Here is a 23,075-nt window from a genome sequence, read left to right as displayed (position 1 = left end):
CGGAACCGGCCCGCGACTCGACCGGCACCTGAGACCGGTTGGCCCGCGCGGGGCCTCGGCGGTTAGGTTTTCCGTCATGACCACTGCTCCTCGCACCACCGGCGCCGTCGCCGCCGGCCTCGCCACCATCGCCGGCGACGGCACCGTTCTCGACACCTGGTTCCCCGCCCCCGCGCTGACCGACGCGCCCGGCCCCGCCGGCACCGAGCGGCTCACCCCCGACGAGGCCGTGAACGCCCTCGGGGAGGGCGCCGCCAAGGCCCTCGGCGTGGACGCCCGCCGTGGCGTCGAGGTGGTCGCCGTCCGCACCGTCATCGGCTCGCTGGACGAGAAGCCGCTCGACGCCCACGACGCCTACCTGCGGCTCCACCTGCTCAGCCACCGCCTCGTCAAGCCGCACGGCCAGAGCCTGGACGGCGTGTTCGGCCTCCTCGCCAACGTCGCCTGGACCTCGCTCGGTCCGGTCGCCGTCGACGACATCGAGAAGGTGCGGCTCAACGCGCGCGCCGAGGGCCTGCACCTCGCCGTGACGAGCATCGACAAGTTCCCGCGCATGACCGACTACGTCGTGCCCGCCGGCGTCCGCGTCGCCGACGCCGACCGGGTCCGCCTCGGAGCCCACCTCGCCGCCGGCACCACCGTCATGCACGAGGGCTTCGTCAACTTCAACGCCGGCACCCTCGGCACCTCGATGGTCGAGGGCCGGATCTCCGCCGGAGTCGTCGTCGGCGACGGTTCCGACATCGGCGGCGGCGCCTCCACCATGGGCACCCTCTCGGGCGGCGGCAACGTCGTCATCTCGATCGGCGAGCGCTGCCTGATCGGGGCCGAGGCGGGCGTCGGCATCGCCCTCGGCGACGAGTGCGTCGTCGAGGCCGGTCTGTACGTCACCGCGGGCACCCGGGTCACGATGCCCGACGGCCAGATCGTGAAGGCCCGCGAGCTCTCCGGCGCCTCCAACATCCTGTTCCGCCGCAACTCGGTCACCGGCGCCGTCGAGGCCCGCCCGAACAACGCGGTCTGGGGCGGGCTCAACGAGGTTCTCCACAGCCACAACTGATCCTCGGCGGCCCCGTGAGCCGCAGCCGCCCCGACCGACGAGGCGGGTGGCATCGTCGAGCGCCCTCCCGGCCCGTGAGAAGGCCGGGAGGGCGCTCGCGTGCGGGTCCCTCCGTGTCCGTGCGGCGCTATCCCGTCACGGCGACCACGTGGGTCCAGCCGGTGGAGAGTCCTCCGCCGGTGGTGAGTCCGGTGAAGTTGCCGTCGGTGCTGAGGCGTCCGGCGGCGCATGCGCCGGTGGACGCGTTGTAGAAGAACAGTTCGCGGCCGACGGCGTCCATGTGGGTCCAGTCGGTGGAGAGTCCTCCGCCGGTGGTGAGTCCGGTGAAGTTGCCGTCGGTGCTGAGGCGTCCGGCGGCGCATGCGCCGGTGGACGCGTTGTAGAAGAACAGTTCGCGGCCGACGGCGTCCATGTGGGTCCAGTCGGTGGAGAGTCCTCCGCCGGTGGTGAGTCCGGTGAAGTTGCCGTCGGTGCTGAGGCGTCCGGCGGCGCATGCGCCGGTGGACGCGTTGTAGAAGAACAGTTCGCGATCGACGGCGTCCATGTGGGTCCAGTCGGTGGAGAGTCCTCCGCCGGTGGTGAGTCCGGTGAAGTTGCCGTCGGTGCTGAGGCGTCCGGCCGCGCATGCGCCGGTGGACGCGTTGTAGAAGAACAGTTCACGGCCGACGGCGTCCATGTGGGTCCAGTCGGTGGAGAGTCCTCCGCCGGTGGTGAGTCCGGTGAAGTTGCCGTCGGTGCTCAGTCGTCCGGCCGCGCATGCGCCACTGGACGCGTTGTAGAAGAACAGTTCACGGCCTACCGCTGCCACGTGGGTCCAGGGGGACAGCCCTCCGCCGGTGGTGAGTCCGGTGAAGTTGCCGTCGGTGCTCAGTCGTCCGGCCGCGCATGTGCCGGTGGAAGCGTTGTAGAAGAAAAGCTCCCGAGTCATGACGCGAAGTGCGTGTGCCATGACGTGCTCCTTGGGGAGAAGAACGTGATGCCACCCGGAAACCAACCTGCTTTTACTCTATCGGCATATGGATCGACCGACACCTGGCGAAAAGGCCGTTGTTCGACGCCATTCCCTTTCCCGCTTGTTTGACGCGGTGACAATTGAGGCCGGAATTCGTTGCCATTGAAATGAGCGTTCACCGTGTGCGATGGCCTCCCGCGCGGTGGGCCGGACTTCCGCGGAGCCGGTGACTCTGCGTCACGGTCGGCGTTAGACACGCGCAGAGTCACTGCGCGCAGGCAAGGCGAGGAGTCGACATGAGGATCAAGCCCACGGTCGTCGGGGTGCTCACGGTGGCGGCGGTGCTGCTCCAGGCCGGCGCGGCCCGCGCGGACGAGACGCACACGCGCAACGGGCCCACGGTGAACAACGGCCCGAGCCTCTCGCTCCACACCGGGCAGATCGACGACCCGCTGGAGGACGTCCTGGAGCATGCCGCCATCCTCGGCAGGACCTACACCACCGACGCCGCCTGAACCAGCCTCTCGTGCACCGCCCGCAGCCCGTCGGCCGTCTCCCGGTCGGCGGGCTGCAGAGGTTCGCGCGGCGACCCGCCGAGCAGCGCCTTGGCGGTCACCGTGCCGGGCAGGCCCGAGGCCATCATCAGTTCGGCCAGCGGCAGCGTCAGGGCGTTGAGCCGCGCCGCCTCCGCCGGGTCGCCGGCGTCGAAGGCGTCCAGGACCGCGCGGAGCTGACGCGGCGCCACGTTGGCCACCGTACTGATGTAGCCGGCGCCGCCGACCGCGTACAGCGGCAGGTTCAGTTCCTCGCAGCCCGAGTAGTACGCCAGCGGGGTCTCCGCGATCAGCCGGGCCGAGGCCAGCAGGTCGTACGAGCAGTCCTTCACGGCCACGATCCTCGGGTGCTCCGCGAGGCGGCGCATCGTCGCCGGTTCGACGCGGGTGCCGGTCCGGCCGGGGATGTCGTAGACCGTCACCGGCAGTCCGGTCGCGTCCGCCACCTTCAGGAAGTGCGCCTCGACGGCGGCCTGCGGGGGGCGGCTGTAGTACGGGGTGACGACGAGCAGCCCGTCCGCCCCGGCCCGCTCGGCCTGCTGCGCCAGCTCGACGGTGTGCCGGGTGTCGGCGGTGCCGACGCCCGCGAGGAGGGAGGGGCCGGGCCCCACCGCCTCCCGGACGGCCCGGACGAGCGCGGCCTTCTCCGCGTCCGTGGTGGTGGGGGACTCGCCCGTGGTGCCGTTGAGGAGCAGGCCGTCGCAGCCGTCCGCGACGAGGCGGACGGCGAGATCACCCGCCGCGTCGAGGTCGAGAGCGCCGGCGGGCGTGAAGGGGGTGATCATGGCGCACAGGGCGCGGCCGAAAGGGCGTTCAGTGCTCATCCCGGAAGTCTGGCCGTAGCGGACGGTGAAGGTCCACTTAGATCTTCTTGGTTCGAGAGGTAAGCAGCCGTGAAGAGTGTGGCGGGTGCGGCCGACGCCGGACCTGTGCCGGGCCGGCCGGTGTCGCCACGCCGGACGGGTGCCCGGCCGGCCGGTGTCGTCTAGAGCGCCCGCTTGAAGCCGTCGTGGCTGCGCGCGAACCCCAGGGAGGCGTAGAAGCGGTGGGCCTCCGTCCGCTCCTTGGCGCTGGTCAGCTGGACCAGGGCGCATCCGCGCTCCCGGGCGCGCGCCACGGCCCGCTCCATCAGCTCCCGGCCGAGACCGCCGCCGCGCCGGTCGGCCCTGATCCGGACCGCCTCGATCAGGGCCCGCTCGGCGCCGCCCTTGCCGAGCCCCGGGATGTACGTGACCTGGAGGCAGCCCAGGACCAGGTCCCCGTCCGCCAGGACCAGCATCTCGTTGCGCGGATCGGCCTCGATGGCGGCGAAGGCCCGCTCGTACGCCTCGGTGACCGTGATCGAGGCGGGGTCCACCACCGACCGCTCGTCGGCCAGCAGGGCGAGGATCGACGGCAGTTCGGCACGGGTGGCGGGGCGGAGGATCATGGCCCGCAGTCTCGCACGACACCGCCACTTGACCTCAAGCATGGTTGAGGGACGACGGTGGAGGCATCCGAGAGCGAGAACAGGAGACCTCCCCATGAACGCCGTCGCACATCCCGAGGCCCGCACCGACTTCCACCGCCCCGGCGTCGGCGCCGTCCTCGCCAGCACCTGGCGGGTCGGCACCCCCGAGCGCCAGCGGGCCGCCGTCGACGCGATCCGCACGACCTGGGAGAGCCGGGAATGGCCCGACCTGGGACTGCTCTCGTACAGCGTCTACACCGGCACCGACGGGGACACCCTGCTCCACTACTCGCAGTGGACCTCCGAACGGGCCTACGAGGACTTCGTCCGCACCTACCGCGACGACCGCAACGCCGAGATCGACGCGGCCGTGCCCGGCATCGAGCGGGTGGTGCTCCACCGCTACGCGCCGCCGCGCTCCCGCGTCCTCGACGAGCCGACCGCGCGGGCGCTGCCCGGGGCCGTCGCGGTCGTCGAGGTCGACTTCGACGGGCCGGACCAGGAGCGCCAGAAGGCCTGGGTGGACGCCGTGTTCACCGCCCTGGACGGCGACGCGGCGAAGCGGCCCGCGCGCGGAGGGATCGGCGCGCACTTCCATCTGTCCACCGACGGCACCCGCGTCCTGAACGTGGCCGAGTGGGCGAGCGAGCGGGCTCACGCGGAGTGGCGGGCGGACGCGCCGCTCGACGAGGCCTGGACACGGGTGCACCGGTGCCCGGGGATCGCCGGCAGCCGGGTGCGGCGGTACGCGCCCGCGCTCAGCCTGAGCGCGGGCGCCTGACCGGCCGGGCGCGCCCTTACGGGCGGAAGCGCAGCACCTGCGGGTCGTGGTCGCTGTCCTGGTCGGCGAACTCCGCGTTGATGTGGACGCTGTCGTACTCGAAGTGGTGGACGCCGGGGCTGGTCAGGATCTGGTCGAGCACCTGGCTGTTGCCCTGGTAGACGTACGAGTAGCGCTCACCGCGCGGCAGCGACTTCACGGCCGGGTACAGCGCGCCGCCGTCGGTGAGCGCCTGCGTCGTCCCGGAGAACTCGAAGTCGTTGATGTCGCCCACGACCAGGACGTCGGCCTGCTTCTCCAGGGCGACGATGTCCTTCACGAAGGCGTTCACGGCCTGCGCCTGGAGCAGACGCTTCGCCTCGGAGGAACGGTTCGGCGGCTGGTGGTGCGAGACGAGGGACTCGTCGCCGCCCTTCGAGCCGAAGTGGTTGGCGATGACGAAGACCGTCCGGCCGCGGAACACGAACTCGCCCGCGAGCGGCTTGCGGCTGCTCTCCCAGGCGCTGTTCGCCGGGTCGATCCGGCCGGGGGAGACGGTGAGGGCGGCGTCGCCCTTGCGGCCCGTCACCGCGGTGGCGGTGGTCGCGTCGCCGCCCGCGCGGTCCGTGAAGGAGACCCGCTCGGGGTTGAAGAGGAAGACCTGACGGATGTTGCCGCCGGGCTCGCCGCCGTCCTTGTTGTTCTCCGGGTCGACCGAGCGCCACGCGTACGCCGGGCCGCCGGCCGCCACGATGGCGTCCGTGAACTTCTTGACCGTCTGGTCGGCGGCGACCGTGCCGTCGTTCTTGGCCCCGGTGTTGTCCTGGATCTCCTCCAGGGCGAGGATGTCCGGCGAGGCCAGGTTGTCGACGACGGCCTTCGCCAGCGCGTCGAACTTCTCCTGCGGGTCGCTCGGGTCGAGGTTCTCCACGTTGTACGTGGCCACGGCGAGCTCGTTCCTGTGCTGCCGGTCCGTGGTCTCCCGCTCCAGGCCCCGGTCGACGACGGTGCCCAGGGTGCGGGCCGTCAGCGTGTAGCCGCCGAACTGGTTGAAGTCGAGAGGGCCCTCGGTCGTGCCGGTGAGCCGGTCGCCGACGTTCGCCTTGGGGAACGGCTGCTGGGCGAGCGGGGTCAGCGACTGGATCTGGAGCCGGCCGGTGTTCTGCGACTCGTACGAGCCGTAGACCGTGCCGCCGCGCCGGTTGGCGTTCTCCCACGGCTTCACGGTCACCCACAGCTCCGCGTACGGGTCGGTGGCGCCGACCACGCGCGAGGAGCCGATCCGGACGTTGGTGCCCTCCAGGGACTCGTAGTAGTCCAGGGCGTACGTCTCCGGGTCGAGCGTCAGGCCGTTGACCGAGCCGCCGGCCGCCGGGTCGCCCTCGGGGGCGTACGCGTCGGGCACGGACCAGGCCGAGATCGTCACCGGGGCCGGGACGGCGTTGCCCTGGGAGAGCACGGTGACGACCGGCTTCGAGAGCTGGGTCAGCGACTGGTTGCCCGAGTTCAGACCACCGGGGACGTACTCGGTGACCGTGCCGCTCAGGCTGACGGCGTCACCGACGGCGACCGTCGGGACGGAGCTGGTGAAGACGAAGAGGCCCTCGCTGGTCGCCGGGTTCGCGTCGGCCTCGGGGTCCTGGATCCAGAACCCGCGCGAGCCGTAGGTGCGGACGCCGGTGACGATGCCCGTGACGCCCGTGACCTGCTTGCCGACCAGCGGCGAGACGCGGGTCGTGCCCTGGATGTCGTGGACGCGGACACCGGCGGCGTCCTCGGCCGCGGCGCTCGACGAACCGGCGAGCAGCCCCGCGGCGAGGGCCGAGGCGACGACGGCGGAGACCGCGGCGGATCGCGCCACGGTACGACCGGCAGATCTCGGTATGGAGGAAGACATCAAGGGACTCCGAGGGTAATGGGAGGAACGACAGAAGGATCTACGCGCGTCAATCTCTTTGCAGAGCGCCCTCCTTGTCAAGAGTCGACGGGTGTACGAAGGCTGACGGATCGGTGAACCGCCTGACGTCCCCCCGGATGCGTCTACGCTGAGAGCCGCTGTTCGCGCCCCCCTTCACCCACCCACGCGCCGAGGAGACCCCCGAGATGTCGGAGCACCCCACCCTTCCCCCCGTTCGGCTCCTTGCGGACGCGGAGCTGGCGCGGGACGCCCTGGCCGCCCCCCTCCTCGCCCACGCGGTGCGCCTCGCCCGCTGGGCCGGGCCCGACACCCGGGTCGACGCCGGCGGCGAACTCGTCGACGAGCAGCTGCCCGAGGCCGTCGAGGTCCTGGGCCTCGGCGACGACGAGGACGGCGAGATGTGGGCGGGCGACGCCTGGCGGCTCGCCGTCGACACCGGCCTGGTGGCCGTCGAGGACGGCCAGGAGGGGGAGGAGGGCGACACGGCCGGCCGGGCCGCGCCGGGCGAGAACCTCGCGATCATCACGGGCGGCTCGCCCCAGGACGTCCTCGCGCTCTGGCTGGAGGGCTTCGACACGGTCTTCGCCGACGCCGTCGCCCCCGTCCTCGACGACCTGGACGCCATCCTCGGCGAGGACGGCGAGATCGACATCGAGTCGCTGGACTGGGACCCCGAGGTGGAGGCCGAGTTCCTCGAAGGCGTCCTCGGCAACCTCTACCTGCTGACCGTCAGCGAGGCCGGGCCCGGCGAGGGTCCCGTGCCGCTGCCCGCGCTCGCCGCCTCGATGGTCGTCCCCGACGACATGGGCGAACCCACCGACGACGTACTGGAGCAGGTCTCGGACGCGATGATGCGGCTCGACGAGCAGTTCCGGCTCCTGGAGCCGATCGGCCTCGTCGAGTACCAGCCCGTCGACGAGGCCCTCATGGCCGAGGAGGGCGAGGAGCCCGCGCCGCCGGTCGACGAGGAGGACGTCACCCGGTACGGCATGGTCCGGCTCACCCCGCTCGGTCTCTACGGCGTCCGGGCCAGGCTGCTGGAGGCCGGCGTGGACGCGCCCGCCGTCGGCGACCTCGCGGAGAAGGGCGCCGACGCGCTCCTCGACGGGATCGCCGCCTACCCGGAGGCCGCGGCCCGGGAGGAGACCGCCGGCTGGCTCGCCGGACGCGACACCCTCGGGGCGGCCCGGGAACTGCTTCACGCCGCGCGCGGCGCGGACGCCGGCTCGCCGCTCCGCCGCCTGCACTGCCAGCAGACGCTCTCCCTGGTGGGCCCAGAGGCGGAGCCCGCGCTGCGGGAGGTCCTGGACGACGCGGAGCTCGGCGGGCTCGCGCGGGTCTGGCTCGCCGAGCGGGGCGCGGCGGACGTGCCCGCGCCGCCGGAGTCGATGATCTTCTGGCTGGCGGTCGACACGATCGCGGCCCAGCTCGACGCGGACGGCGACCTGGAGGAGCTCCAGGAGCTGATCGAGGGCCTGACCGGGCGTCACAGCGGCTTCTTCGAGGCGGCCTGGCGGGTGGAGCACCCGGCGACGGCGGAGGTCCTGGAGGCGATGGGACGCCTGCACCGGGACAAGACCGTGGCGAAGGAGGCCCGCAAGGCCGCCTTCAAGGCGCGCTCCCGCTCGGGTTCCTGACCCCGGACCGGCGGTAGCGGCCCGTCCGGGCGGAGGCAGCCGTGGCCTGTCCGGGTGGGGGCAGCCGTGGCACGTCCGGGCGGGGCAGTCGTGGCCTGTCCGGGGCGGACGCAGTCGTGGCCGTCCGGGCCAGGCAGTTGTGGCCTGTCCGGGTGGGGGCAGCCGTGGCCTGTCCGGGCGGGGGCGGTCGTGGCACGTCCGGGCGGAGGGAGCTGTGGCCTGTCAGGGCGGGGGCGGACGCGGCACGTCCGGGCGGGGCAGCCGTGGCCTGTCAGGCCGGACGCAGGCGCGGCCCGTCCGGGCGGAGGCAGCCGTGGCCCAGCCTTGGCTTGGCAGCCGGTCCGCGTGTCGGGCCGGTCCCGTCGTTCCCGGTGGCGGGTGCCCGGCGGTGTTCCCGTGGCGTTCAGGCGGTGTTCGTGGTGGCGCGGGAAGGTGACGCGCGACATCCGGCCACACAGGGAGAACGCCACACCATGCCCCTCAACCGCAGAGAGTTCACCAAGCAGTCCGCCGTCGCCGGTGCGGGGCTCGCCCTCACCGGTGTCGTCGGCGCGCTCGCCACCGCGCCCGAGGCGCTCGCCTCCGACGACGTGGAGGCGTACGGCGGCCACGACCACGAGCACGGCCAGGGTCACGGCCACGGCCACCGGCTCGGTTACGGACCGCTCGTCGCCGACCCCGAGGGCATCCTCGCCCTGCCCGCCGGGTTCACCTACCGCGTCGTCACCCGCACCGGCGTGACCCGGCTCGAATCCGGCGAGTTCACCCCCTCCAACCACGACGGCACCGCCGCCTTCGCCGGGCCGCGCGGCACCACGTACCTGGTCAACAACCACGAGCTCAAGGGCACCCGCGACAAGTGGGCCCACCCCGTCCCGCTCACCGAGGGGCTCGTCTACGACCCCGCCGCGGCAGGCGGCTGCACGGTCGTCGAGGTGCACCGCGACGGCACCGTCGCCGAGTGGGTCGGCATCGCCGGCACCTCCACCAACTGCGCGGGCGGCAGCACCGCCTGGGGCACCTGGCTGACGGGCGAGGAGAACTCCGACCGGGCCGGCGTCAACGGCATGACCAAGGACCACGGCTACATCTTCGAGGTCGACCCGCGCGACCGCCGCGCCAACCGCGACCCGAAGCCGATCAAGGCCTTCGGCCGGTACGACCACGAGGCCGTCGTCATCGACCCGAAGCGGGGCCACGCCTACCTCACCGAGGACGCGTCCAACCCCAACGGACTGCTCTTCCGCTGGGTGCCGCCGAAGGGCTTCGAGCACGGCCGCGGCAAGCTCCGTACCCTCGCCGACGACGCCGGTGTGCTCCAGGCCGCCAAGTGCGTCGACTCCGCGGGCCGCTTCGTGGACGACCTCTCCCGCGCGAGCCGGATCGGCACCGTCTACGGCGTGGACTGGGTCGACGTCCCCGACCGCGACGGCCGCACCACCCCGGTCCGCAAGCAGTTCACGGACGGGCAGATCACCCGCGCCCGCAAGCTGGAGGGCATGTGGTGGGCCGACGGCGGCGCCTACGTCGTCTCCTCCTACGCGCGCGCGGAGAGCCCCGGCGCCGCCCACGACGGCCAGGTCTGGTTCTACGACCCCAAGCGCCGCACCCTCACCCTGAAGGTGCTGCTCGGGGTGAACGCGAACCCGGACGAGGACGGCGCCTACGACGGCCCCGACAACATCACCGTCTCCCCGTACGGCGGGCTCGTCATCGCCGAGGACGGCGAGGGCGTCCAGCACCTCTTCGGCGCCACGGACTCGGGCCGCACCTACCCGATCGCCCGCAACGACCTCAATGACAGCGAGTTCGCCGGGGTCACCTTCTCGCCCGACGGCGACACGCTGTTCGCCAGCATCCAGAACCCGGGCATCATGGTCGCGATCACCGGACCCTGGCGGCGCCAGCCGCGCCGCTGACCCCTGGTCGGTTCCATGGGTTGACATCTAACATGTCAACCCATGGACGCATTACGGCCCGTGGGCCGGACCCTGTTGCGCGACCGGGCGTACGAGGCGCTCCGTGAGGCCATCGTGCGCGGTGACCTCGCCCCCGGCGCGCCGCTCAAGGACGCCGATCTCGCCGAGCGGCTCGGGCTCTCGCGCGCACCCGTGCGCGAGGCCCTGGCCCGGCTCGGCGACGAGGGGCTCGTCGAGTCCAAGCCGCAGAGCTACACCCGGGTCACCCGGCCGGTCAGCCGGGTCGTCCGGGACGCCGCCGCGGTGGTGCGGGTGATGCACGAACTCGCCGCCAGGACCGGCGTGCCCCTCCTCGGCCCCGAGGGCATCCGGGCCATGCGCGCGGCCAACGAGCGCTTCACGGCGGCCGTCCGGGCCTCGGACGTGGAAGCCGCCCTGGCCGCCGACGACGAGCTCCACGAAGTCCTCGTCATCGCCAGCGGCAACCACGCCGCCGCCGCCACGATCGCGCGCTACACCCCGCTGATCCGCCGTGTCGAGCGGCGGCTGTTCGGCGACGCCGGAAGCTGCGGATCGGCCGAGCTGCACACCCGGCTCATCGACGCCTGCGAGGCGGGGGACACGGCCGAGGCGGTACGGGTCACCACGGAGATCTGGGCGGCGCTCGAACAGCTCGCGGACGACGCCATCGAGGTCGCCGAGGTCACGGGCATCCCCGGGCCCACCCCCGACACGGCCCCGTAGCGCGCCGCCGCTCGCAGCCGTACGCCGAAGGTGCGCCGCCACAGCTGTGGTGCGCCGCCGCATGCCGGAGTGCGCCCCCACACCCCGCCGCCCACCGCCCACCGCCCACCGCCGAGCCTCCTCGCACGCCGTCCAGCAGCCGTCACTCACCGGGAGCCGCTTTGCCGATCACCGACTTCGACCGCTACCCGCTCCTCTTCGGGCCCTCGCCGGTCCACCCGCTCGAACGGCTCACCCATCACCTCGGCGGCGCCACCCTCTGGGCCAAGCGCGAGGACTGCAACTCCGGTGTCGCGTACGGCGGGAACAAGACCCGCAAGCTGGAGTACCTGGTCGCCGACGCCCTCGCCCGGGGCTGCGACACCCTCGTCTCCATCGGCGGCGTCCAGTCCAACCACACCCGGCAGGTCGCCGCGGTCGCCGCCCGCGCCGGACTGCGCTGCGTGCTCGTCCAGGAGAGCTGGGTCGACTGGCCCGACCCCGTCTACGACAAGGTCGGCAACATCCTGATCAGCCGTCTCGCGGGCGCCGACGTGCGGCTGGTCCGGGCCGGCTTCGGCATCGGCTTCAAGGAGAGCTGGGAGCAGGCCCTGCGCGAGGTCGAGGAGGGCGGCGGCACGCCGTACGCGATCCCCGCGGGCGCCTCCGACCACCCTCTCGGCGGCCTCGGTTTCGCGAACTGGGCGTACGAGGTGGTCGAGCAGGAGCGTGAGCTCGGCGTCTTCTTCGACACCGTGGTGGTCTGCTCGGTGACCGGCTCCACCCAGGCCGGCATGGTCGCGGGCTTCGCCGCGCTGGCCGAGGAGGGCGGACCGGCCCGCCGGATCATCGGCGTCGACGCCTCGGCGAAGCCCGGTCCGACGCAGGAGCAGATCACCCGGATCGCCCGGGACACCGCGGCCCTGATCGGGGTCGAGCGGCCGGTGACGGCGGCCGACGTCGAGTTGGACGAGCGCTACCACGCCGGGGTGTACGGCGTCCCGGACGAGACCACCCTCGACGCGATGCGGCTCGCCGCCCGCACCGAGGGCATGGTCACCGACCCCGTGTACGAGGGGAAGTCGATGGCGGGTCTGATCGACCTGGTGGACCGGGGGGAGATCGGCCGGGACTCGACCGTGCTCTACGCCCACCTCGGCGGCCAGCCCGCCCTCAACGCCTACAGCGCGCTCTTCTAGACACGCGCCGCGGCCGGTCGCTCAGAGTGCCTGGGCGGCCGGCTTCACCATGCCCCGGACGGTCCGGGACTTCACGAACTCGCCCAGCGCCGTCATCTCCCACTCACCGGAGAACTGCTTGATCAGCTTGGCCATCATCACGCCGGTCTGCGGCTCCGCGGTGGTCAGGTCGAAACGGACCAGTTCCTCGTTCGTCGCCGCGTCGATCAGCCTGCAGTAGGCCTTGGCGACCTCGGTGAACTTCTGGCCGGAGAAGGAGTTGACCGTGAAGACCAGGCCGGTGGCCTCGGCCGGCAGCCGGCCGAGGTCGACGACGATCACCTCGTCGTCGCCCGCGCCCTCGCCCGTGAGGTTGTCGCCGGAGTGCTTGACCGAGCCGCCCAGGATGGTCAGCTTGCCGAAGTAGCAGCTGTCCAGGTGGTTGCGCTGGGGTCCGTACGCGATGACGGAGGCGTCCAGGTCGATGTCCTTGCCCCGGTAGGCGGGCTCCCAGCCGAGGCCCATCTTGACCTGGGAGAGCAGCGGGCGGCCGCCCTTGACCAGGGAGACGGTCTGGTTCTTCTGGAGGCTGACCCGGCCCTTGTCGAGGTTGATCTTGCCGGTGGAGACGGGGGCGGCGGCGGGTGCGGCGGCCGCGACGCGGGGGTCCACCGGGGCGGGCGCCGGCGGGGCCGGAGGCGCGACGGGGGCGGGCGGGGCGACGGGGGCGGCTGCCGGGGTGGCGGGGGCTGCCGGGGCGGCGGCGGGCGCGTCGTCCACGGAGACGCCGAAGTCCGTCGCGATGCCGGCCAGCCCGTTCGCGTACCCCTGGCCCACGGCGCGGGCCTTCCACGCGCCGTTGCGCAGATAGATCTCGACGACCACGAGCGCGGTCTCGGTGGCCAGCTGCGGCGGGGTGAAGGTGGCGAGGACGCTGCCGTCGTCCGCGTTGCGCAGGGTAGCCGTGGGCTCGATGCCCTGGAAGGTCTGGCCCGCGGCGTCGGGGCTCGCGGTGACGACGATCCTCTCGATGCCCGGCGGGAGGGCGCCGGTGTCGACCTGGATCGCGTCGGGGGCGGTGCCGCCGCCGGAGCGGTAGGTGACACCGGGGCCTGACGGCTGGTTGTAGAAGATGAAGTCGTCGTCCGAGCGCACCTTGCCGTTGGCGCCGAGCAGCAGGCCCGAGACGTCGAGCCGCACCGGGGCGGCGACGTCCACCGCCACGCGCGTGGCGGTGAGAGGGATGTTCGAGCCGGGGGTCATAGCGGTCATGCCAGGGGTAACGATCCGCGCCCCTTTGCCGTTCCCTTACCCTCGCCGGGTTGGGCCACCCCGGTGACGCGGCGGTCACCTCGGCCGCCCCATGCCGGGCATCCCGCCGTTCCCGGTCAGATCCGTCATATGAATATTCTTACGACCCATGGGTGTGGTGGGGGTGGAGGGGCCCGTGGGTCCTGTGGGGGCAGGAGAAGTCATGGCCGGGAGCCGTTTCCGCACGCGGGACGTCGACGAGGCGCGTGAGGAGCTCGACGTCCGCTACTACGCGAGCCGGATGGACGTCGTCGACCGGGAGCGGCGCCCCTTCGCGGCGCGCTTCGACACCGTCGCGCTCGGCCCGCTGGTCATCGGCGACCTGAGCTGCGGGGCCGATGTGCGGATGAGCTTCGGTGAACTCGGCGCCTACCACCTGAACGCGCCGCTCAGCGGCAGGATGGAGATGCGTCAGGGCGGGGCCTCGATCGTCGCGACGCCCGCCGAGGCGCTGCTCCTGGACCCGGCGGGGGAGACCGTCCTCGACCGCTGGAGCGGGGACTGCCGGGCGCTGTCGGTGAAGGTGGGGGCGGCCGAGCTGCGCGACCGCCTGGAGCGGCTGATGGGCCGCCCGCCCCGGGGCCCGCTGGTCTTCACGCCCGGCCTGGACATCACCCGCGGGCCGGGCCTGAGCTGGGTGCGCTTCGCCCGCCAGGTCGCCGCGGAGGCGCTCGCCGGCGACGGCCTCGCCCGGCACGAGCTGGTCGCGCGCCCCTTGCAGGAGGCGCTGCTCAACGGGCTGCTGCTGGCCGCCGAGCACCCCTGGCGCGAGGCGCTCGCCCACCCGGGGGAGCCGCGCCGCCCGGCCCCGGTCAAGCGCGCGATGGACGCGGTACGGGAACGCCCCGAGCACCCCTTCACCACCACCGAGCTCGCGGCCCTGGCCCGGGTGAGCGTGCGCCGCCTCCAGGAGTCGTTCCGGGAGTACGTGGGGATGTCCCCGATGGCGTACGTACGGGAGGTCCGCCTCGACCGGGTCCGGGAGGAGCTGCGGTCGGCGGCGCCGGACGAGGTGAGCGTCAGCGAGGTGGCCTGGCGCTGGGGCTTCGCCCACCAGGGCCGGTTCGCGGCGCGCTACCGGGAGAAGTACGGAGAGTCGCCGTCCTCCACCCTGCGCGCGTCCGGCTGAGGGCGGCGCGCGCCGGTCCGTGCCTCCGTGCGTCGACCCGCCGCGCATTCCGGACAGGGGTCGCGTTCAGCGGCTCGCGATGATCTTCGTCGGGGCCTACGGTGAGCAGGTCCGGTCTGCCAGCGCGCACCCGTGACCCGGGCCCCGGCCGGCTCCCCCGTATCAGTCCGGCCGGGTCCTGCGTATCTCCGCTCAGGCCAGTCCGCCGTTGCTCATCAGCAGCTGCCCGTTGATCCATTGGCCCTCGGGGGAGCAGAGGAAGTCCACCAGGTGCGCGGTGTCCCGGGGTGTGCCGAGCCGGCCGAGCGGGGTCTGCCGGGCCATCTCCTCGCGGAGGTCCTCCGTCATCCAGCCGGTGTCCACCGGGCCCGGATTGACGACCCCGGTCACGAGGGCGAGGGGGCGGTCGTCCATGGTGCGGATCCTGTCGTCGCGTCCGTCGTTCAGTGCGGCCACCGGGGCGGGTCCACGCAGAAGTGGCCGCCCAGGTAGAGGTCGTCGGCGCTGCCCTCGGGCGGGAGGCCCTTCTCGGCGATGAGCTTCTCCGCGTACGCCTCCGAGTCGTCCCGCGGCTCGAAGCCGAGCGCCCGGGCGGTGGAGAGGTCCCACCACGCGCGCGTGTTGGCGGAGGAGCCGTACACCACCGTGTGGCCGACGTCCGGGGCGGTGAGCGTGGCGTGCAGGAGCCGGGCGCAGTCGGCGGGGCTGAGCCACATCGACAGCATCCGCACCGAGGTGGGCTCCGGGAAGCAGGAGCCGATGCGGACGGAGACGGTCTCGATGCCGTGCTGGTCCCAGTAGAGCTGCGCCAGGTCCTCGCCGAAGCACTTGGAGAGGCCGTAGAAGGTGTCGGGGCGGTGCGGGGTGTCGACCGGGACGAGCGGCTCGCCCTCGCGGGGGCGGCGGGTGAAGCCGACGGCGTGGTTGCTGGAGGCGAAGACCACGCGCCGGACGCCCTCCTCGCGGGCGGCCTCGTAGAGGTGGTACGTCCCGGCGATGTTGGCGGCCATGATCTTCTCGAAGCTCGCCTCCAGGGAGATGCCCGCCAGGTGCACGATCGCGTCGACGCCCCTGACCGCCTCGCGCAGCGCCGCCCGGTCCGCGAGGTCGGCGACGATCGCGTCCGGCGCCCCCGGCACCGGGGCGACGTCCAGGAGGCGGAGCTCGTAGCCGTACGGGGGCAGCAGCTCCCGCATCAGCGTGCCGACGCCCCCGGCGGCGCCGGTGAGCAGGACGGTGCGGGGTGCGGACATGGAGCGGGTCTCCTCTGCTGAGTGGCATTCACAACCGTGGACACGCTAGGGAGCGGTCCGATGGAGCGTCAAGGGTGTGAGATACGGCGCGTTCGCTTCTTGACCGGTCGTTCCGCGCTGTTCTAGCGTGCGGAACGACGCTGTTCAAGAATATGGATGACAGTCATACCTGTGCACGATGGCCCTGCACGACGGACTTTCTGGGAGCGCCCGTGACCACTGCCCCGCTCGCCGGCCGGCTCGACGGCCTGCTGTTCTTCCCCGTCACCGCCTTCGCGCCGGACGGCTCCGTCGACCTCGACACCTTCCGCGCCCATGTACGCGCGGGGATCGACGCGGGCGCCGCGGCCGTGTTCGCCTGCTGCGGCACCGGCGAGTTCCACGCCCTCACCCCCGAGGAGTTCAGGGACTGCGTCGCCGCCGCCGTCGACGAGGCCGCCGGCCGCGTCCCGGTCGTCGCGGGCGCGGGCTACGGCACCGCCCTCGCCGTGCGCTACGCCCGGCTCGCCGAGGAGGCCGGCGTCGACGGACTCCTCGCCATGCCGCCCTACCTCGTCGTCGCCGACCAGGCCGGCCTGCTGCGCCACTACACCGAACTCGCCGCCGCCACCGCGCTGGACGTCATCGTCTACCAGCGCGACAACGCGATCCTCACCCCCGACACCGCCGTCGCCCTCGCCCGCACCGACGGGATCATCGGGCTCAAGGACGGCCTCGGCGACCTCGACCTCATGCAGCGGATCGTCAGCGCCGTCCGCTCCGAGGGCCTCGACCTGCTCTACTTCAACGGCCTGCCGACCGCCGAACTCACCGGCGCCGCCTACCGGGGCATCGGCGTCACCCTCTACTCCTCCGCCGTCTTCTGCTTCGCCCCCGACCTCGCCCTCGCCTTCCACCGCGCCCTCACCACCGGCGACGACCCCACCGTGGACCTCCTCGTCGACGCCTTCTACCGGCCCCTCGTCGAACTCCGCGCCCAGGGGAAGGGATACGCCGTCTCGCTCGTCAAGGCCGCGGTACGGAGAGGAGGCCTGGACGTCGGCGAGGTACGCCCGCCGCTCAGCGAGCCCGCCCCCGAGCACGTCGACACGCTCGTCCGGCTCGTCGAGCACGCCCGCTCGCGCCTCAAGGAGGCCGGAGCGTGAGGACGGGAGCCTTCGTCTACCCCTGGGACGTCGACGGCGACCCCGCCGCGCCCGAGCTCCTCGCCGGCCTCGGCCTCGCGCAGGTCACCCTCGCCGCCGCCTACCACTCCACCCGGGCCCTGACCCCCCGCCACCCCGCCCACCGGATCGTCACCGCCGAGCACGCCGCCGTGCTCTACCCGCCGGACCCGGACCGCTGGGCCGACCGCCCCCTCCGCCCCTACCCGGCGGGGCGGTGGGCCCCCGGCGACTCCTTCGGGCGGGCCGCGGACGCCCTCGCCGCCACCGGCGTCGAGGTGCACAGCTGGGTCGTCCTCGCCCACAACTCCCGCCTCGGCGCCGAACACCCCGAGACCTCCGTCGTCAACGCCTACGGCGACCGCTACCCCTGGGCCCCCTGCATCGGACGCCCCGAGGTCCGCGCCCTGCTCGTCGACCTGGCCGCCGAGGCCGCCGTACGGCCCGGCGCGGCCGGCACCGAACTGGAGTCCTGCGGCTGGTACGGCCTCGCCCACCTGCACGCCCACGACAAGACCGGCGGCGTCGCCCTGGGGGAGCGGGAGCAGTACCTGATGTCGCTCTGCTTCTGCGCGTCCTGCCGCGAGGGGTACGCGGACGGGGGCGCCGACCCCGACGAACTGGCCGCCGCCGTGCGCCGCGCCCTGGAGCCGGTGTGGACGGGAGCGGGACCGGCCGGCGGCCTCGGCGCGCCGGAAGGCCCCGCCCTGGCCTGGCGCGCCGCCACCGCCCGCACCCTCCAGGAGGACGCCGTGGCCGCCGTACGGGCCGCCGCGCCGCCGGGCTTCCGGGTCCTGCTGCACGCCGACCCCGACCCGTACCGCTGCGGCGCCGACGCCGGCACGGACCCCGCCCACGTCCTGGGCCTCGCCGACGGGGTGGTCGCCCGCCCGCCCCGGGTCGGTGACTTCGCCGCCCACGCCCGCCCCGACACCGTCCTCGCCGCGAACCTGTCCGTCGTCGCCGGCATGGGCGGCGCCCCCGACCGGCTGACCGAGGACGCCGAACGGACCCGCGACGCGGGCGCGACGGAACTACGGCTCTACCACGCCGGTCTCGCCTCCGACGAGGACCTGACGGCCGTCCGGACGGCCCTGAGGAAACTCGGCTAGCCCCGGGCGTCCGCCGGTCCGGGGCGGGCGGCCCGGCCGCCCTCACCAGGCCAGGTCCTCCAGCGCGTCCATGTCGGGCAACGGCACCGGCGCCGGCTCACCGCCCACGCCCGGCCGCAGCTCCGCCCAGATCGTCTTGCCGCGCCGGGCGTACCGGGTGCCCCAGCTCTCCGCGTACTGCGCCACCAGGTACAGCCCGCGCCCGCCCTCGTCCGTCGTCGCCGCGTGCCGGAGATGCGGGGAGGTGCTGCTGCCGTCCGAGACCTCGCAGATCAGCGTCCGGTCGTGGAGCAGCCGTACCCGGACCGGATCGGCCCCGTACCGCACCGCGTTCGTGATCAGCTCGCTCAGGATCAGCTCCGCCGAGAACGCCAGGTCGCCCAGCCCCCACTCGGTCAGCTTCGCCGCCGCCGCGTTCCGCACCGGCGACACCGCAGACGGGTCCCGTGACACCTCCCACTCGGCGATCCGGTCCCGTTCGAGAAGCCGCGTCCGGGCCACGAGCAGCGCGATGTCGTCCCGCGGCGAGGGGGAGAGCAGGGTCGCCAGGACGTCCGCGCAGATCTGCTCCGGGGTCCGGTCCGGGCGGGCCAGCGTGGACCGCAGCAGCCCGAGCCCCGTGTCGAGGTCCCGGCCCCGGTCCTCCAGGAGCCCGTCGGTGTAGAGCACCAGCTTGCTCCCCTCCGTCACCCGCAGCTCCGTCGCCTCGAACGGCACGTCGCCCAGACCGAGCCCGAGCGGCAGCCCCGGCGACAGCTCGGGGAACTCGACCCGCCCGTCGGGACCCACGAGCGCCGGCCCCGGATGCCCCGCGCTCGCCACCGTGCACAGCCCCGACGCCGGGTCGTAGATCGCGTACAGACAGGTCGCGCCCGTGATGCCCTCCTCCCGCCGCCGCCCCTCGCCCTCCGGCCCCTCCGACCGGTCGTCGATCCGGGCCGTCAGCTCGTCGAGATGGCCGAGCAGCTCGTCCGGCGGCACGTCGAGCGTCGAGAAGTTGTGCACCGCCGTCCGCAGCCGCCCCATGGTCGCCGCCGCGTGCAGCCCGTGCCCCACCACGTCCCCCACCACCAGCGCCACCCGCGCCCCCGGCAGCGGGATCACGTCGAACCAGTCGCCGCCGACCCCCGCCTTCGCCGGGAGATAGCGGTACGCCACGTCCACCGCGCTCTGCTCCGGCAGCACCCGCGGCAGCAGGCTCCGCTGGAGCGTCACCGCCATCGAGTGCTCCCGGGTGAACCGGCGCGCGTTGTCGATCGCGACCGCCGCCCGCGCCGCCAGCTCCTCCGCGAACGAGAGGTCCTCCTCCCCGAACGGCTCCGGGGTGTCCGCGCGCCAGAAGTTGGCCATCCCCAGCACCACGCCGCGCGCGAGCAGCGGCACCGTGAGCAGCGAGTGCATCCCGAAGGCGAGGGCCTGCGCCGCCCCCTCCGGATCCTGCGCCCGCCAGCCCTCCGCCGCCGCCAGCTCCGGCTCCACCACCGCGTGACCGGCGCCGAGCGCCCTCGCCATCGGAGTGCTGCGGACGTCGAACCGCACGGTGTCCCCGACCGGCTGGAGCGGCTGGTCGGGACGCAGCCCGCTCAGCGCCGTCCGCCGCATCTCCGTCGTCGCCGCCGCGGCCCCCGGCGGCTCCTCGCCGCGCAGCACCGGTTCGAGCAGCTCCACCGTCGCGAAGTCCGCGAACCGCGGCACCGCCACCTCCGCCAGCTCCTCCGCCGTCCGTACGACCTCCAGCGTCGTCCCGATCCGCACCCCCGCCTCGTACAGCAGCTGGAGCCGGCCACGGGCCACCGCCGCCCGACCGGTGAGGGCGGCCAGCTCGGTGGTGTCCCGCATCGTCATCACGCAGCCGGACTCGTGCCCGTCCGGCATCGTGGGCCGCACGCTCACCGCGAGCAGCCGGTCGCCCGCCCGGTGCACCTCGTCGGTCGCCGCCCGGCCCGACTCCAGGAGCTCGACCGTCCTCGGGTCGAGCCCGAGCTCCGACACGTGCTGCCGCTCCGCGTCCGCGGAGAGCCCGAGCAGCCGCCGCGCCTCGTCGTTGGCGAGCAGCAGCCGGCGGTCGGAGCCCATGATCAGGACCCCTTCGCGCACCGCGTGCAGGACCGCCTCGTGGTGCTCCTTCATCCGGGTCATCTCGGCCGGACCGAGGCCGTGCGTCTGCCGCCGCAGCCGCCGGCTCACCAGCGCGGCCCCGCCCACGGCGATCACCAGCGCGCCGCCCGCCGCGCCCGCGAGCAGCGGCAGCCGCCCCTCCACCGCGTGCGTGACGCTCTCCAGCTCGATGCCGCTGGTGACCATGCCGATGATCCGGCCCCGCTCGTCCACGACGGGCACCACGGCCCGTACGGCGTCGTTGGGGGCACCCCGGAACAGCTCGGTGTAGGACTCGCCGTCCACCGTCGCGCGCGTGAAGTCACCGGTCGCCCTGCGGCCGATCAGCTCGGGCTCCGAGTCGGTGTACCGCACCCCGGACAGGCTCAGGACCGCGATGAAGTCCACCCCCGTCGCCCGCCGGGTCGCCTCCGCCCGGTCCTGGAGCTCGGCCGTCGGATCGCGCGAGGCCAGCGCCTCGTCGACACCGGGCGACTTCGCGAAGGCCTCCGCGACCGCGAGCGAACGGATCCGGGCGTCGTGCTCGGTGTCGCTGCGCGCCTGGTGCAGGGTCACGAACACGGCCGCCGCGATCACGAGCAGCGCGATCAGCGCCTCCAGGGCGAACACCTGCCCGGCGACGCTCCGGAGCCCGGTCCCGCGCTCCCGCTGCCCCGGCCGCGACTCCCCTGTCGGCCGCCGGCCCCGCCGCTGCTCCCGGCCGGTGCCGGAGGCGGCGTCGTCCCGCCGATCCCGGGCCCTCATCCGGTGCTCCGGGCGATGAGCAGCGCCACGTCGTCCGCGGCGCCCGGTCGCCGCAGCGCCCGCAGCAGCAGGTCGCAGGTCTCCTCCAGGGGCCCGCGCGCCTCGTCGAGGAGGCCCACGAGCAGCGCGAGCCGGTCGTCGATCGCCTCGTCGCGGGTCTCGACCAGACCGTCCGTGTACAGCACGAGCACGTCTCCGGGCCGGAAGGGCACCCGGGTCGTACGGAACGTGGCACCGCCCACCCCGAGCGGCAGCCCCGGCGGCACGTTGACCAGCTCGGCCGGTCCGTCCGCCGGGACCCGCACCGGCGGCAGATGGCCCGCGTTCGAGATCCGGCACCGGCCACGGGCCGGGTCGTGCACGGCGAAGAGACAGGTCGCGATGTAGTGCTCCAGGCCCGACGTGATCCGGTCCAGATGCCGCAGCACCTGGGCGGGCGCGAGATCCAGGTCGGCGAACGCGCAGGTCGCGGTCCGCAGCCGCCCCATCGTCGCCGCCGCGTCGATCCCGCTGCCCATGACGTCACCGACGACCAGCGCCGTCTTGTCGTCGGAGAGCGGGATCACGTCGTACCAGTCGCCGCCGACCTCGCTCGACGCCTGCGCCGGCTGGTAGCGGGCCGCGACCTCGAGTCCCGCCCGCTCCGGCGGCGTGCCGGGCAGCAGACTGCGCTGGAGGGTCACCGCCGAGTTCCGCACGCTCTGGTACCAGCGCGCGTTGTCGATGCTGACCGCCGCGCGCGCCGCGAGCTCCGTCGCGAGCAGCACGTCGTCGCCGTCGAAGGGCAGCGCGTTCCGGTCCCGCTTGAGGTCGAGCGCCCCCAGCACCTCGCCGCGCGCGATCAGCGGCACCGCCAGGTACGAGTGCACCCCGGCCTTGGCGAGCAGCTCCGCCGCCTCCGGGCTCCGCGCGATCCGGGCCAGGTCACCGGGTCCGACGTGCTCCACCAGGACCGGCAGGCCGGTGTGCACGCAGCGGGTGACCAGCCGGTCCGCCCCGTACATCGTGATCGCCCCCGGCGGGTCCGCGGCCGGCAGGGCCTCCGTCCGCGCCCCGGCCTTCACCGCGAGCGCCCGGAACAGCTCGGGTCCGTGTTCCGGCGCGCCGGGCCTGCGCAGGGTCAGGACGGAGTCGAGGACGTCGACGGCGGCGATGTCCGCGAGCGCCGGCACCACCACGGAGGCCAGCTCGTCGGCGGTCTGCTCCACCTCCAGGGTGGTGCCGACCCGGGCCGAGGCGTCCGCGATGAGCGCGAGCCGCCGCCGTGACCGGTCCGCCACCGCGTCCGCGAGGTGCCGCTCGGTCACGTCGATGATCGAGGCCGCGACCCCCAGGACCCGGTCCTCGGCCCCTTCGAGCCGGTAGAAGGACACCGACCAGGCGCGGTCGCGGTCCGGGTCCGCCGGGGTCCGCCCGACGATGGGCTGGTCGAGCAGCGGGATGCCGGTGGCCAGGACGTCGCGCAGCGAGGCCTCCAGGGCGGCCGCGTCGACCAGCGGCAGCATCTCGCTGATCCGCCGCCCGATGTGCCCCGCGGCCGGGAGACCGTTGATCCGTTCGAGGGTCGGGTTGACCAGGACGTAGCGCAGGTCGGTGTCCAGGACGGCCAGGCCGATCGGTGACTGGGAGACCAGCCGGTCGGAGAGGGCCAGCTCGGTCTCGACCCGCTCGACGGCCGTGCGGTCGGCGGCGATCCCCAGCGCGTACAGGCCGCCCAGGTCGTCGGTGAGCCGCATGTTGCGGAACTCCACCCGCCGGACGGTGCCGTCCTTGTGCCGTACGGGGAAGGTGCCGGCCCAGGACGTGCCCTCGCGCAGCACCTCGGCGAAGAGGCGCATCGCCTCCTCCCGGTGCTCCTCGCCGACGATCAGCCGGGCCACGTACCGCCCGAGCGCCTCGTCGGCGCGGAACCCGAAGAGGGCCTCCGCCTGCGGACTCCACAGCACGATCCGGCCCCGCGCGTCCACCACGACCGCGGCGACCCCGATCACGTCGAGGAGGCCTCTGCCGTCGAGGGGTACGCCCACCCGCCCCGTCGCCCCCGGGAAGGAACCGGCCGTCACACTGCCCTCCTCCCGCCGCGCGCGCCTCCTT

At 73.6% G+C, this 23,075-nt stretch carries 18 protein-coding genes and 1 pseudogene; 10 read left to right on the top strand and 9 right to left on the bottom strand.

The features are described from left to right. Positions 1-76: 76 nt before the first annotated feature. Positions 77-1,060 (top strand): 2,3,4,5-tetrahydropyridine-2,6-dicarboxylate N-succinyltransferase, encoded by a 984-nt coding sequence (dapD, locus tag AMK29_RS00530; RefSeq protein ID WP_073806600.1) that lies wholly within the window; start codon positions 77-79, stop codon positions 1,058-1,060. Positions 1,061-1,187: 127 nt separating this feature from the next. On the opposite strand, the gene AMK29_RS00525 is transcribed toward dapD, so the two are convergent. Then, positions 1,188-2,009, bottom strand: coding sequence for a hypothetical protein (locus AMK29_RS00525; RefSeq protein ID WP_143202877.1), 822 nt, complete (start codon positions 2,007-2,009; stop codon positions 1,188-1,190). 299 nt (positions 2,010-2,308) lie between these two features. On the opposite strand from AMK29_RS00525, the gene AMK29_RS00520 reads away from it, so the two are divergent. Further along, complete coding sequence (locus AMK29_RS00520) at positions 2,309-2,527, top strand: hypothetical protein (RefSeq protein WP_073806598.1); 219 nt, start codon at positions 2,309-2,311, stop codon at positions 2,525-2,527. On the opposite strand, the gene dapA is transcribed toward AMK29_RS00520, so the two are convergent. Both dapA and AMK29_RS00510 read right to left on the bottom strand, forming a co-directional pair. Continuing rightward, complete coding sequence (gene dapA, locus AMK29_RS00515) at positions 2,506-3,390, bottom strand: 4-hydroxy-tetrahydrodipicolinate synthase (RefSeq protein WP_073806597.1); 885 nt, start codon at positions 3,388-3,390, stop codon at positions 2,506-2,508. The genes AMK29_RS00520 and dapA overlap by 22 nt on opposite strands. A gap of 161 nt (positions 3,391-3,551) precedes the next feature. Continuing rightward, positions 3,552-3,995, bottom strand: coding sequence for a GNAT family N-acetyltransferase (locus AMK29_RS00510; protein WP_073806596.1), 444 nt, complete (start codon positions 3,993-3,995; stop codon positions 3,552-3,554). A gap of 94 nt (positions 3,996-4,089) precedes the next feature. Between AMK29_RS00510 and AMK29_RS00505 the strand changes: the two genes are divergently transcribed. Beyond that, positions 4,090-4,797 carry an antibiotic biosynthesis monooxygenase gene (locus tag AMK29_RS00505; RefSeq protein WP_073806595.1) on the top strand — a complete coding sequence of 236 codons (708 nt, stop codon included), beginning with the start codon at positions 4,090-4,092 and terminating at the stop codon, positions 4,795-4,797. Between the two features lie 16 nt (positions 4,798-4,813). Here AMK29_RS00505 and AMK29_RS00500 read toward each other — a convergent pair whose 3' ends face one another. Next, the gene (locus tag AMK29_RS00500) at positions 4,814-6,673 is read right to left on the bottom strand and encodes an endonuclease/exonuclease/phosphatase family protein (RefSeq protein ID WP_073806594.1); all 1,860 of its coding nucleotides are present in this window, start codon (positions 6,671-6,673) and stop codon (positions 4,814-4,816) included. Between the two features lie 206 nt (positions 6,674-6,879). Here AMK29_RS00500 and AMK29_RS00495 point away from each other — a divergent pair, with 206 nt between their 5' ends. The 4 genes from AMK29_RS00495 (at position 6,880) to AMK29_RS00480 (ending at position 12,172) form a co-directional block, all read left to right on the top strand. After that, entirely contained in the window at positions 6,880-8,331 is a 1,452-nt protein-coding gene (locus tag AMK29_RS00495; RefSeq protein ID WP_073806593.1) for a hypothetical protein, read from the top strand. 473 nt (positions 8,332-8,804) lie between these two features. Continuing rightward, entirely contained in the window at positions 8,805-10,250 is a 1,446-nt protein-coding gene (locus AMK29_RS00490) for an alkaline phosphatase PhoX (protein ID WP_073806592.1), read from the top strand. Between the two features lie 42 nt (positions 10,251-10,292). Next, positions 10,293-10,994: a GntR family transcriptional regulator gene (locus AMK29_RS00485; protein WP_073806591.1), complete on the top strand. Its 702-nt coding sequence runs from the start codon at positions 10,293-10,295 to the stop codon at positions 10,992-10,994. Positions 10,995-11,155: 161 nt separating this feature from the next. After that, on the top strand, positions 11,156-12,172 hold the full coding sequence (locus AMK29_RS00480) for a 1-aminocyclopropane-1-carboxylate deaminase (RefSeq protein ID WP_073806590.1): 1,017 nt from the start codon (positions 11,156-11,158) through the stop codon (positions 12,170-12,172). Positions 12,173-12,193: 21 nt separating this feature from the next. On the opposite strand, the gene AMK29_RS00475 is transcribed toward AMK29_RS00480, so the two are convergent. Beyond that, positions 12,194-13,423: a TerD family protein gene (locus AMK29_RS00475; RefSeq protein ID WP_073806589.1), complete on the bottom strand. Its 1,230-nt coding sequence runs from the start codon at positions 13,421-13,423 to the stop codon at positions 12,194-12,196. A gap of 202 nt (positions 13,424-13,625) precedes the next feature. Here AMK29_RS00475 and AMK29_RS00470 point away from each other — a divergent pair, with 202 nt between their 5' ends. Beyond that, complete coding sequence (locus AMK29_RS00470) at positions 13,626-14,591, top strand: AraC family transcriptional regulator (RefSeq protein WP_073806588.1); 966 nt, start codon at positions 13,626-13,628, stop codon at positions 14,589-14,591. Positions 14,592-14,783: 192 nt separating this feature from the next. On the opposite strand, the pseudogene AMK29_RS00465 reads toward AMK29_RS00470, so the two are convergent. After that, positions 14,784-14,975 (bottom strand): annotated as a pseudogene (locus AMK29_RS00465) (SDR family oxidoreductase); the annotation flags it as partial. A gap of 59 nt (positions 14,976-15,034) precedes the next feature. Beyond that, the gene (locus tag AMK29_RS00460; RefSeq protein ID WP_073806587.1) at positions 15,035-15,844 is read right to left on the bottom strand and encodes an NAD-dependent epimerase/dehydratase family protein; all 810 of its coding nucleotides are present in this window, start codon (positions 15,842-15,844) and stop codon (positions 15,035-15,037) included. Between the two features lie 212 nt (positions 15,845-16,056). On the opposite strand from AMK29_RS00460, the gene AMK29_RS00455 reads away from it, so the two are divergent. Beyond that, complete coding sequence (locus tag AMK29_RS00455; protein ID WP_073806586.1) at positions 16,057-16,989, top strand: 5-dehydro-4-deoxyglucarate dehydratase; 933 nt, start codon at positions 16,057-16,059, stop codon at positions 16,987-16,989. After that, entirely contained in the window at positions 16,986-18,119 is a 1,134-nt protein-coding gene (locus tag AMK29_RS00450; RefSeq protein WP_073806585.1) for a hypothetical protein, read from the top strand. The genes AMK29_RS00455 and AMK29_RS00450 overlap by 4 nt, the downstream gene beginning before the upstream one ends. A 42-nt stretch (positions 18,120-18,161) precedes the next feature. On the opposite strand, the gene AMK29_RS00445 is transcribed toward AMK29_RS00450, so the two are convergent. Beyond that, a complete protein-coding gene (locus AMK29_RS00445; protein WP_073806584.1) occupies positions 18,162-20,981 on the bottom strand; it encodes a SpoIIE family protein phosphatase/ATP-binding protein in 2,820 nt (939 codons plus the stop codon). Then, on the bottom strand, positions 20,978-23,044 hold the full coding sequence (locus tag AMK29_RS00440; protein WP_073806583.1) for a SpoIIE family protein phosphatase: 2,067 nt from the start codon (positions 23,042-23,044) through the stop codon (positions 20,978-20,980). The genes AMK29_RS00445 and AMK29_RS00440 overlap by 4 nt, the downstream gene beginning before the upstream one ends. Positions 23,045-23,075 lie beyond the last annotated feature (31 nt).

Source organism: Streptomyces sp. CB02261 (assembly GCF_001905665.1).
Lineage (GTDB): Bacteria > Actinomycetota > Actinomycetes > Streptomycetales > Streptomycetaceae > Streptomyces.
This window is presented reverse-complemented; position numbering and strand designations above follow the sequence as displayed.